Here is a 12,667-nt window from a genome sequence, read left to right on the forward strand (position 1 = left end):
TTGATAAAATCGAGCATAAATCGGAACGCCAAGTATGCAATCATAAATAATTTGAATCGAACGCCCATACTATAAGGTTGTCTTTTTTCCAGTTGATAAACGAGGTACCAGAGTATAGCAAGGAAAATAATTTCATAAAGAGCAACCGGATGTCGCAATATACCATCCCCCAGATCCATGCCCCAGGGTAAAGATGTTGCCCTGCCAAAGGTAGGTTCATATACTCCGGATGTAAAGCATCCAACGCGGCCAATGATTAGCGCCAGTATCAGCGGGTACGTAAACAAATCGCCTGAAGAGGATTTTTCATGCAGAAAGTATTTTGTGATTTCTACGAAAAGTAAACCACCCAGCAATCCGCCTACGATCGTTTTGTTTGCATAGAAATAGAGAAATGGATTATTCGCTTGTGCCCAGGCGGCAGGATTTTCCAAGGAGCCTAACAGTCTTGAAAAGAAAAATGCACCAAATGTTGCGCTGATGATGATCCATATCCGATTGGATTCTGAAATGGGATCAGTCTTTTTTCGTTTCAGATATAAAAAAAATCGGAAGCCGATTACAAAGGAGAGCGTTTCAAATAGTAAATGCGCGCTCAGTTTAAAATTCCCTATACCAAGCTCAAGTGGATATGTCATACGAAAGCAGTATCGCAAATCTAATGCTTTGCAATGTGTTAACTGCACGATGACCAGTTTGAAAAATAATTGCCAGGATTTTCGGGAATTGGCGCCATTGCGGTTGCGGCTGTTTCAATTCCCGGCATTCGTCCGGTGACCCGACCGGAAATAAAGCAACTAGTCCGGTAATACGTTCATATAAGGGCGAAAAAATACGTTTAAACCAGTAGCCTGATTCGTGTTTGGGGGTAGACACATCTATAAGTGCTAGTAAAACAAAGCTTCAGGCAACAGCGATAACTATGGAAGCTTGAATTGACTAACTAAACAGCGAAAGATTATGAAAAAATGGGTGTATTTATTTCTTGTGGCAGCATGGGCAACAGCATGCAGCAGTAACGATGATTCCAATGCAAAACTCGAAGTGCGACTGACAGATGCTCCTGGAGATTATGAAGAGGTAAATATTGATATACAAGGTGTAGAAGTTCATACCGCAGCGGGTGGCCAGGATTCAGGATGGAAAACGCTGGATATTAAAGCCGGTGTCCATAATATATTAAAGCTTGCCAACGGACAAGATACTTTATTAGGAACATTGGAGTTGCCCGCGGGTCGAGTATCACAAGTGCGTTTGATATTAGGTAATAACAACTCGGTAAAGATCGATGGTCAAACCAAATCGTTGGCTACGCCGAGTGCACAACAATCTGGTTTGAAGCTGAACGTGCAAGCCGATCTTACAGAAGGTGTTACCTATAGCCTCGTGCTTGATTTTGATGCGGCGCGTTCTATAGTATCACAAGGCAACGGCGAATACAGTTTGAAGCCTGTTATCCGCGCGCTGAGCGAGGCTACAAGTGGTGCCATTAAAGGTGTGATAAGCCCGGTGGCTGCGACACCAGCCGTATTTGCTGTTAGTGTAAGTGGCGACACGGTGGCTACAGCCTATACCGATGCGACCGGTAAATTCTTATTGCGTGCTATAGACCCGGGGACATATACAGTAAAATTCAGTCCAAAGACAGGTTACGAAGCAACTGAGAAAACCGGTGTTATAGTAACACTCGGAACGGTAACAGATCTTGGCACAGTAAATATTCCGTAACAGGGTAGTTTACAGGTTATAGTACGGAGCGAAAGGCCTGGCAGATCATTGTGATTTGCGGGCCTTTTGTCTTAATGTATAGATCAGATAATAATAAACCTTTCTTCTTTCGGAGAAGGTTTATTTCTTTATTGTGCTATTTACATTGCATGCAAGAAGCAAAGTCGCAAATCGCCCTGTGAATAGCCGCAATACACCTCGTTTTGTTCAGGAACGGATCTGTAAATTTGTATTGTAAAAATACATTCGGTTATGAAGGCAGCGATCAGCATTGTTTGTAATATATTTTTTTGGAGTTTTTGTATTGGCTTATCAACAAAAGTTGTAGCCCAGGTAAATACTAAAAATAAAATTGCTATGAAAAGTGGTTATGCACATGTGAACAACATCGATATGTACTATGAAATACACGGCAAAGGTTTGCCGCTGGTATTGATTCATGGAGGAGGCTCAACAATAGGCACTACGTTTGGTATAGTCTTGCCGATGCTTGCGCAGACGCGGCAAGTGATTGCTGTGGAATTGCAAGGCCACGGTCACACAAAGGATATAGATCGACCACTGTCGTTTGAACAGGATGCTGACGATGTAGCAGCATTACTCAAGCAACTGAATATTTCGAAAGCTGATATATTTGGTTTCAGCAATGGGGGAAGCACCGCCATGCAGATTGCTATACGTCATCCGGAGGTGGTTCGTAAACTTGTTGTGGCTTCTGCTGCCTACAGACGTGATGCATTCTATCCTGAGTTCTGGACGTTTATGCCGCAGGCATCCCTGGAGAATATGCCGAAGCCATTACAAGATGAATATCTGAAGATCACGAATGACCTCCAAGGATTACGAACTATGCACGACCGCGATAAACAACGTATGCTTGATTTTAAAGATTGGCCCGCCGATGCATTGCGGTCTATACAGGTACCTGTGCTTTTTATTGATGGCGATAAAGATGTAGTGAAGCCTGAGCACACCATTGAGATGTATAGACTAGTGCCCAATGCCAGACTCGCTATACTTCCCGGTGGTCACGGTGAGTATATAGGCGAGATCATGTTTCGAAGCGCTCATTCAAAATTGCCAGAGCTTACCGTAACGATGGTGAACGAGTTTTTAGATATTTAGTACCAGGACAGATAACATTACAGATTTAAGGATCTGCCAACTTTCCGAATATTTCGATGAATGGGTCACGGCCTACCACCGTGTAAAAAAACAGGCCGCCAAGCCACCCATGAAAAAGACCAAGTACATATACATTCCTGGAGCGAAGGTATATATAACCGTATAACAACGCGAGTATAACAGTAGCCAGCACAAGCCAGTAATATGGATAATGCATGAAGCCGAAGAGCAAGGCAGTAACAAGGATGATGGTTACTTTAGGAAATCGCCTGCTGTTGAGGTCGTGAAGATTGCCAGCGACCAGGGCGATAACCAGAAATTGTTGAATAGTGCCCCACACTGGATAAAGTATCAAAATAGGTATAATGTGCCAAGTGAGGTTAATAGAGCTTTGTATGTAGCCGATAATAAAAAATGCTATCACAGAGATAATTCCAAAAGGAAGAATTCTCATTGTCGTTTCCTTGAAATTGTCTGTTCGGAATCCCCAGTATTGCAGAATACCTTTATCCTGACTGTTTCGATAAACTACATATACCGTCCATCCGGTGATGGAAATTAGGATAAAGGTAAATCTCCATTGCAGCAAATCCATAAATACGATTTTGCCAATGCCCATTAATAGAACTGCCAGGATCTCCAATTTTCTCTGCCGATCGGGTCGGTTGATTTTATAGTATTGCTGGGTTGTCAGAAACGTTGATTCATTATACGATCCAATAGTAAAGGTAACGAAGAAAATATTACAGCGAATTCAAGAGAATAAAATTTCCGTATAAAATTTGAATTCATGGAATAGGACATGAATAACATTTCAGTCGCTCCTTTAGTTTATCACCACCGATTGTGTCACAACTTTTTCTCCGTTAGTAGCTTTCAAATAATATACTCCTTTGGGTAAGTGACCGAAATCAGAAGCAGCCAGTGGATAATGATTTTTATCCACCGTTGCCTCCACTACGGTGAAGAATCGGAGAATGCCATAGTTGTCATATAAACTAATGGATATTTTCTGAACCTTATCAGTGGCAATATAAAATATTGGCTGCTGGCCGCTTGTAGGGTTCGGAAAAAGCACAAAGCTAAAGTGCAGATCACTTCCGATATGAATGGGAACTATGTTGGAATAGGTGTACCTCTTATCAAGGTCTGTTTGTCTGAGTCGATAGTAATTTAAACCGCTGGCGGGGTGTTTGTCAGTAAACGAATAGTTCTTTCTTGTTTTGCTGTTACCGGCGGCCGGTATATTGGTTAACGATTTATAGTTTACCCCATCTGACGATCGTTCTACAGCAAAGAAATCACTATTGATCTCGGTGGTGGTAGCCCATTCCAATATACTTTGATTGCCTTCATCATGCCCTTTGAAAAAAAGTAATTCTACAGGCAACGGGCTTTGCCCGTTGTTGCCTCCTGACCACCAGCTGAATTGTGTTATGCCCGGTACGCTTACTGTGCGTATCGGCGATGTATTGGTAAATGCCTGCCCTGATAAAGGCGTATTCCAGGATGATGAACCATCCCAGCGTTGCATTTTTATACCGCTTGACGTTACATCAAGAATAGTAGCCGTGGGGTCCTCTGTGTTTACAAAGCTGAATGTAACCGTTGCATTATAGCTGCCTGCTGCCTGTGTGCTGGAGAAATGCCAGTAGCGTCTTAACGCTTGTGCTGGCGAAGCTACCGATGTTACAGCCTCTGACCCTGTGGGCCAGTTAGACGATGACGATTGTGTAGCGAATATAGTATTCACCCCGAGTGTGCCCACATTACCAGATGCAAGATTTACCGTAACCGGTATATATGACTTTGAAGCTGTACCCATCGGAAATATGTAATTGGTAGCTGTATTGTTATTGATTACCCAGCGCAATTCTGCGGCAGCATTCTGGCTTTCTGAAATAACACAACCGGGAGATGTGCGAACCACCGCGGAGGCATTTGTATTGTTAACAGTTACCTTGTGTCCATTCAGATTAAGTGCACCACCGTTGAGATTAAGTATACCTGTGGAGTTTAGATTAACATCTACCAATGGTTGTACCACTGTATTGGTACCTTCAACAATAATCGAACTGAATGTTTCTGATCCGGCCGCACTTGTGATCGTTTGTGTAGTGCCACCATTAAATTTTATAGTGCCGCTGTTAGGTATAAATGTTCCTGAATTGCTCCAGTTACCAGCGATAGATATAGTTCTGTCGAACGCTGTGTTTTCCAACGACAAGGTTGCACCTGAAGCAATGGTAATATTTTTGGCCAATGCTGGTACGGAAGCGGTGGAAGCCGTAATGACAGAAGGTTGATTGGCGATGCAAGACTCCATCGGTTTAATCACTACATTATCTGTTGCTGTAGGAGGCGCTGAAACAATTTGAAAAGCTGATCCATTCCACTTTACCCAGTTATCATCTTCCGTCCAATAGCTGCTGGTACTGGAGCCTGTCCAGTAGTAATCTCCGGAAGTTACACCGCTTGTATTTGTGGGTTGAGTTACCGTAACAGATGCTGTACTCGACAATGCCGCGGTGCACGATGTGTTCGGTATCTTTACAGCTTTTATAGTAAGGGTCTGGCTCGCTGCCAAACGCAGTGATGGTAATGTAATCGTTCCGCCGGTGCCCATTACGGAAGACCCTGCATCGGTAGTGTTGCTGCTGTTACGCAGAGTATATATCACATTGCTTTCAGAAAGCAACACCTGTACGGATGCTTTGGTGTTGATACACGTTGTAGCAGTAAGTAAATTAATGGCGAGTGATCCTGAGGGATTTGCACACGATACGGTTACCGAGGCTGATGGAAGGCTCTCCGCCTTGCCAGTCTCAGTTGCAGTAGCGGTTAATACACCTCCGGGGTATAGATCGGTAACGAGTGTTGCGAGTGTCCATGCACCGAGGGAAACCGTAGTCGTACCAAGAGCAACTCCATCGATATATACTGTAATGATGGTACCGGCTGCGCTGGATGATGTCCCCGTAACCGTCAGTGCGCCTTCTGCATAAGAACCGGATATAACCGGAACTGTCGAGCGTGAAGATACCGTTACCTGGTTGGAAAATCCACTCACTGATTCACCAGATGCCGTGGCAGTGGCCTTGATCAGGTCGCCACCTGCTAATGCTGAAAGGCCCGTAACAGTCCAGTTACCATTAGCATCTACGGTGGTCGTGGTTACAGATGTTCCATTTTTATAGAGTGTTATAGTGGTTCCGGAAGCTTCTACCGATGTACCCGATACACTGGTGGCACCAGTAACGATGGGACTTTTTACAACCGGTGCTGTAGATGTTTCGGTAACACTGCGCGAAGCGGCCGTAGATAAACATTGTCCTGTGGAAATGGCATATATACTTATTGATTGGCCCAGGGATAGCGAGAGACTGGAGAATGTCCAGTTGCCACCGGTGGCAGTTGTACTCGATTGATAGTAGCTGTCTATATATAGTAATACAGTTGTTCCGGATGTGGCAGTGCCGGTAATAGATGTTGTGGTTTTTAAAATCGGGTTGGTGCTAATAACGGGTGTGGATGTTGTTCCACTCGTGCCGATACAGATAGTTGTAGTTTTAGGCGACTGACATTTACCTGACTCTTGTGCTGTAAGCCAATATATACCGGAAGTTATACAATTGGGCCCACCACCCGTACAGTTCGTTGTACCGCCTGCGCAGTTATATAGAAACGTATTGGCAGCATCGGTTGTCACGGTTGTTAGCAAGGTTGTGGGATTGTTAGGTCCATATATTGCAATGCTGGTTCCAGTCGCAGCACCACTGGGTCCGCTTCCTCCTATACCTTTATTCGAGCTACACGATATAGAAGGCACGAGGCTGCAAGTGGCACCTACTGTTACCGTGTTTGAATCGTAGCTCACAGATTTTGCACTGGCGGTTGCTGTAGCTTTTACAGTAGAACTTAGGGTAAGTGCTGTAATTCCGGAAAGCGTCCACGTACCACCCGCTACTGTAGTTGTTCCCGCCAATGTACCATTCACATATACTTTTATCGTTGTTCCATTCGCTTCGGATGATGTTCCGCTTACACTGGTGGCGCCTACCGATAATGGCCCTGAAACCACTGGCGCGGCAGAACGCACAGCGGGAAGCCCACTATTAAAGCTCGAAGGTGAGGTAGGCAATGACGCATCAACTACGGTAGTCCATGCATTGCTATAATTACCGGCATACGATGCATCATTAATGCCTGCTATATCGCTGGGACCGCTTTGTAGAACAGATTGTGTGCTGATCACGGTGTTGGCAACCATGCGCACCGTAGTGGAGGCACTAAATGTAGGAAAGTATGTAGTGATAGTAGATATAGGTATATAAAAATCGTAGAAGTAATCCGGATTGCTGCAGTTAGTGCTGAATGCTACTGATTTCTGGCTATAGTCATCATATGCAAGGGTGGTTTTGGTCGTTGGGGTTGTGGTGCCGTCTACATCATTTAAGCGAACGCCGAAATTGGTAACAAGTATTATTTCAATTTCAAACCCTGGATTACCCGTAACATAATTAGGGTCTTTCAACGAACCGGTGCTACCAAACAAACCATCTGTATCTATTAATATGCTATATCCTTTTGAGTTTGTAGCGTAGTTGCCAAGCCGGAAACGGAACAGCCAGTTGCTGCCTGATAAATAAGTATAGGCGGAACTATATGATGTTACATCATCTACCATGTCGGTAAATCCACAAGATGGTCCTGTGGCAAGGTCACCTGTTGGTTCGGCATAGGGAAGAATAAGTGCTACATAGGGAATTTCACTTTGTAATTCATCATCAGTAGTAAAACCTTCGTTGTCTGTTGAAACATAGTTGTCTGCATTGGGATCCAGCACTGATTTACCAGCGACAGCAGGTTTTACAATGAGACCAGGAGTTTGAGCAGAAAGGCTTACAGTAATAATAAAAAGCACTGGAAATATTACCAGCCATATACGCATTGAGAGGATAAACATATAAATTCGGTGTTATGACTAACGATTTAACAAATTTTTATATACAAATTATACTTGCGTGCAGGTGCGGCAGGTAACAACGAAATAGCATTACGTGGGGCTCAGGAAAAAGGCGGCTATTAACTAATAGAAACCGCTATAGACAATGTAAATATAGTACACGCCGTGTACGTTTACTCTTTGTTAATGTAATATATCTTACAGAAGAAGTGAAATGAATCAATGTTTATGATCTGCGGTAATAAAGGCCTAGATTAAATTCCAGGCCGTTTGAACTTATAAGTACAGATAATCTTATGGATAGAAAGCAGCGGCTTTATAGAGTGTTGATTCCGTTGGCATTAGGCGGCCAAACGATGTGCCATTCTTTGTGATGGGTCCGTAAAATATAGCATTACCCGCCTGGCTGGCTGTAAAACTTCCTGTAACGGATTTGTTGCTATAACCAGGACCATTCAGCGTGATTGTAAAATCTACAGCAGTGCTGCCAGAATTATAAGCTACAGCTATATAATAATCGCCATCGGTTGCATCCGACTTCAAGGTTGCTGTTTCAAACCCGGTAATATTTTCAGACTTTGCGTATACATCAAACGATGTTATGCTCCCGTTGTCTACTACTACATTGTCTGTGATGTACAGGTTGAGGTCTTCATTGTTGATGTCGTCACTGCCGCCCTTGCCCCACGTTAAATCAACTTGCAAGTCTGATGCAGGTGCCGTGTCGTTGTCGGTAACCGTAATGGTATATATAGTCTTTGTCGTATCAGAACTTAATGAAAGCCCGCTGCCGGAAGCAACAAGTTTTACCACAATCGTTTCTGACGATTCAATAATACTATCGTCAATTACCTGAAGGCTGATGAAAGCAGTTGTTTCACCAGAATTAATGGTTATAGGAGAAGGTGTGAGCACCTGATAGTCGCCATTCATAGCGGCTGTACCTGAAAAGTCGAAATATAGCTGTACGGAACTGTTGAGTGCTTTGGTGATCATAATTGGTAATTTTATAGTGCCGGCACTTTCAGCTATAGTTTGCGATGTGGAACTAAATTCGACAGTATCTACACTATTCGTGTCGTCTTTGCTGCAAGCCTGAAACAACAGTACCAGCAGAGCACCTGCTATGAATTTTTCAATTTTCATTTGGTATATATTTTTGTTAGGTAATTTTTGTAATTGTACGGATACAGATTTACTGCTCGCATGACTTAGCCATACCAGTGGTGTACATTAACAATCTTTGTTAGAGGATCTCGCTCCGGAGTGCGGTAGCATTCACAAGACAGTTCTCCGGCTCATTGCCACTACGCCGGTCGTTTCATTTTTTGAAGAATGCGAAGCATGTTTGGATACAATGACATACCCGCCATCTTATGAATGAGCAAATATAAGATGGTTATGACGGGTAGCGATGTCGTTAGCAATGTGGTTGTCTGCAAGAAAAGGGGCTTTGTCTTCGTTTTATAATAAAGCGGAAAAGTATGGCCTGCAACACTCAACTTGAGGTGCCAGGTTGGCACCTCAAGTGGCAGGCGTGTTTGTGAGAGTTTCGTCACTTCTTTGGAAACAAAATCCTGGTTTTCGGAAACTAAGATTTCGCCATCGTGTTGTTTTTTTTAGATTGTCTGATCTTTCATAAAACGAAAGCTTAATCAGAATCGAGCAGTAGACATGAAGTACATTTCAGATACATTTTATTTGGCGGCAACCGATTTGTCCAATCATATAAGTTGTCTTCATCTTACGCAACTCAATCGCCAGGTAGCGTTAAAAGAGATTAAAGCTCCGCAGTGGAGAGATCCGTCATTGGAGGTTCTTATCAGGCGCGGACAAGAGCATGAGGCTGCCTACATCCGGCACCTGGAATCCAAAGACCATAGTGTGGCATACCTGAGAGGGAAGTCATTAGACGCTACCCTGGAAGCCATGCGTCAGGGTAAAGATGTAATTGCTCAGGCTTGCCTGGAAGAGGCGCATTGGTCTGGCTATGCGGATGTTCTTATTAAGGTGCCTGGAGAAAGCAAGTTTGGAAACTGGATGTATGAAGTGCAGGATACCAAACTGTCGCAGAACACAAGAGCCGCTACTATTCTTCAACTCTGCCTGTATACCGAGTTGCTGGCGAAGCTGCAGGGAGGCGTTCCGAAGAATATGTATGTAGTAAAGCCCGGTGAGAATTTCCCCACCGAATCATATCCTTATGCACAATTCCAGGCATATTATCGAATGGTGAAGAAAGACCTGGAACATACCATGGCGCAAGAGAACATAATTACATACCCTGATCCCTCCGAGCATTGCTCAATCTGCAGTTGGTGGCAGGTTTGTGATAAAAAACGACACGAGGATGATCACTTATCGTTAGTAGCCGGAATCCGATCACTTCACATCGTTGAATTGCAACGGCAAAAGATTGATACGTTAGAGCAGTTTGCCAAAGCAGAGAAACTTGAAAGACCGGAGCGAGGCAACAAAGCCTCGTTTGCACGAAAACAATCGCAGGCCGGTATTCAGCTCGAAGGCCGATATCAGAATAAATTGCTTTATGAACCTCTTCCAATAGAAAAAGGCCGCGGCTTGAATCGATTACCCGAACCCAACGAAGGTGATATTTACTTCGACCTGGAGGGCGATATTTTTTATGAAGATGGCGGATTGGAATATGTTTTTGGTTATGCCTATCAGGAGAATGGAACACTGGTATATAAAGCCATCTGGTCAACCAACAGGAGCGAAGAACGAAAGTCATTTGAACAGTTCATGCAGTTTGTTATTGAGCGATGGAAGCGCTATCCCAAAATGTATATTTACCATTTTGCACCTTATGAACCCTCGGCTATAAAAAGGCTGGCGCGCGTACATGCTATCTATGAGAAGGAAGTAGATACGCTTCTTCGCGCAGAGCGATTTATAGACTTGCATGCTGTATTTAAGGAAGCATTCCTTGCCAGTGTCGAAACGTATTCCTTAAAAGCCATTGAGCGATTCACTCAATATACCCGCCAGGTAGATCTCCACGATGCCAGTGTTTCCAGAAAATCGGTTGAGGTTGCGTTAGAGCTTCATGAATTTAAGTCGTTGCCCGAGGCGACCATTCAAACCGTTCAAGATTATAATCAGGACGATTGCCTGGCTACAGAAGCGTTGCACACGTGGCTGGAAGAGTTGCGCGCTGAAGCTATAAAATCAGGCAAGGAAGTTCACCGACCTGAATTAAAAACAGGAGAGGCTACTGAGAATGTTCAGCAATACGATGTGCGGTCGCAGGCTATATTTAAAGCACTCACTGAAAAATTACCGGAAGATCGACTAACGTGGACAGATGAGGATAAAGCCAAATGGCTCCTCGCGCATCAGATAGATTACTTTAGAAGAGAAGACAAGAGTGCCTGGTGGGAATTCTTCCGCGTTCACGAACTTGAACATGAAGATCTTCTTGAAGAACGCAAAGCTATAACCGGACTTCAATTTGTTGGCGAGCTTCCCAAGGAGGGGCGGGAGAAGAATGTGACGCATCGTTATAGCTACCCACCGCAGGAAGTAAATATAGATGAAGATGATGCGCTGGTAGAAGTAAAAGGAGAGAAGATCGGTTCCGTAAAAGCGATTTCATTAGAGAATTATACCATTGATATCAAGAAGACCGCTAACGCTGCTGCGATACATCCTGCTGCTGTACATGTGTCGGAGGTAGTTGATCCTGGTTCATTGGTAACGTCGCTCATGGATTTTGCTAATGCGGTAGATGATTCGGGTTTATCACACATATGGCCGTATCATGCTTCCAAAGATTTGCTGATGAAAAGAAATCCCAGGCTTTTGGATGGAATAGACGGTATATATGTAGCAGAAGGCGAAGATGTTGTTAACGCTGCTATACGTGCTGCACTCAGCCTGAATAAAAGTTATCTGGCCATTCAAGGACCTCCCGGTGCTGGTAAAACGTATACCGGTGCAAAAGTAATTATCGAGCTTTTAAAAGCCGGTAAGAAGATCGGGATTACTGCCGTAAGTCATAAGGTGATACGAAACCTGAGCATGGCGGTTATTAAAGAAGCGAAGAATCAATCGCTGAGCGTTAACTTCGTACATAAGGTAAGTGAGAAGTCAGACGATTGCCCTGATGAAATTTTAGAAGTACAAAAATCAGATAAAGTAATTGCAGCACTGACAGAAGGCAAGATTGGTTGTGGTACCGCGTGGCTGTGGGCGGAAGATAATTCCCGTGAAGCATTAGACTATCTTTTTGTAGATGAAGCCGGACAAATGTCGCTCTCGCATGTGCTGGCTGCTTCGCGCGCTGCTAAAAATCTCGTATTGCTGGGCGACCCGCAGCAGCTCGAACAGCCACAGAAGGGTGCACACCCCGAAGGAAGTGATGTAGCTGCGCTAACCTATTTACTCGATGGGCATGCAACGATGCCAGAAGGTAAAGGACTCTTTCTTCCTGTTACCAGGAGACTGCATCCTGACATTTGCCGATTTACTTCGGAGATATTTTATGAGGGAAAACTTCATGCATTACCCGGTTTGGAAAAACAAGTGATAAGCGGAGGCACTCCATACGATGGAGCCGGACTTTTTTATACTCCTGTAATTCACAAAGGGAGTCAGAGTAAATCTGAAGAAGAAGTTAATGCCATCGCAGCGATCGTATCAAAATTACTCGCGTCCGCCCGCTGGACGAATGAACATGGAGAAACACAACCACTTCAGGCAAAAGATATACTCATTGTTGCGCCATTTAACGCACAGGTAAGTGCATTGCGACAAAAACTGCCCGACATTGAAATTGGCACCGTAGATAAATTCCAGGGACAAGAAGCGCCTGTTGTAATTTACTCG

The 12,667-nt window shown here is 44.0% G+C and carries 7 protein-coding genes; 3 read left to right on the plus strand and 4 right to left on the minus strand.

Annotation, left to right across the window (positions count from 1 at the left end):
* A partial coding sequence (locus V7Q33_RS22095; RefSeq protein ID WP_333821307.1) for a prolipoprotein diacylglyceryl transferase family protein occupies nt 1-638 on the minus strand: 638 nt, incomplete at its 3' end.
* A gap of 322 nt (nt 639-960) precedes the next feature.
* Here V7Q33_RS22095 and V7Q33_RS22100 point away from each other — a divergent pair.
* Entirely contained in the window at nt 961-1,728 is a 768-nt protein-coding gene (locus V7Q33_RS22100) for a DUF4382 domain-containing protein (RefSeq protein ID WP_333821308.1), read from the plus strand.
* 357 nt (nt 1,729-2,085) lie between these two features.
* Nucleotides 2,086-2,853 (plus strand): alpha/beta fold hydrolase, encoded by a 768-nt coding sequence (locus V7Q33_RS22105; RefSeq protein WP_333821309.1) that lies wholly within the window; start codon nt 2,086-2,088, stop codon nt 2,851-2,853.
* A gap of 25 nt (nt 2,854-2,878) precedes the next feature.
* Here V7Q33_RS22105 and V7Q33_RS22110 read toward each other — a convergent pair whose 3' ends face one another.
* From V7Q33_RS22110 to V7Q33_RS22120, 3 genes are all read right to left on the minus strand, one after another.
* A complete protein-coding gene (locus V7Q33_RS22110) occupies nt 2,879-3,448 on the minus strand; it encodes a CPBP family intramembrane glutamic endopeptidase (protein ID WP_333821310.1) in 570 nt (189 codons plus the stop codon).
* Nucleotides 3,449-3,679: 231 nt separating this feature from the next.
* Nucleotides 3,680-7,819, minus strand: coding sequence for a T9SS type A sorting domain-containing protein (locus V7Q33_RS22115; RefSeq protein WP_333821311.1), 4,140 nt, complete (start codon nt 7,817-7,819; stop codon nt 3,680-3,682).
* Nucleotides 7,820-8,113: 294 nt separating this feature from the next.
* Nucleotides 8,114-8,965 carry a Calx-beta domain-containing protein gene (locus tag V7Q33_RS22120; protein ID WP_333821313.1) on the minus strand — a complete coding sequence of 284 codons (852 nt, stop codon included), beginning with the start codon at nt 8,963-8,965 and terminating at the stop codon, nt 8,114-8,116.
* A 528-nt stretch (nt 8,966-9,493) separates the two neighbouring features.
* Here V7Q33_RS22120 and V7Q33_RS22125 point away from each other — a divergent pair.
* Nucleotides 9,494-12,667, plus strand: a 3,174-nt coding sequence (locus tag V7Q33_RS22125; RefSeq protein WP_333821314.1) for a TM0106 family RecB-like putative nuclease, incomplete at its 3' end; no start/stop codon positions are given.

It is taken from the genome of Ohtaekwangia sp., assembly GCF_036786105.1.
Taxonomy (GTDB): Bacteria; Bacteroidota; Bacteroidia; order Cytophagales; family Cyclobacteriaceae; genus Ohtaekwangia.

Excerpts from the sequence above, each read along its gene's own strand:
- V7Q33_RS22100 (WP_333821308.1), top strand. The coding sequence starts at position 961 with ATGAAAAAATGGGTGTATTTATTTCTTGTGGCAGCATGGGCAACAGCA.
- V7Q33_RS22105 (WP_333821309.1), top strand. The coding sequence starts at position 2,086 with ATGAAAAGTGGTTATGCACATGTGAACAACATCGATATGTACTATGAA.
- V7Q33_RS22110 (WP_333821310.1), bottom strand. The coding sequence starts at position 3,448 with ATGGATTTGCTGCAATGGAGATTTACCTTTATCCTAATTTCCATCACC.
- V7Q33_RS22115 (WP_333821311.1), bottom strand. The coding sequence starts at position 7,819 with ATGTTTATCCTCTCAATGCGTATATGGCTGGTAATATTTCCAGTGCTT.
- V7Q33_RS22120 (WP_333821313.1), bottom strand. The coding sequence starts at position 8,965 with ATGAAAATTGAAAAATTCATAGCAGGTGCTCTGCTGGTACTGTTGTTT.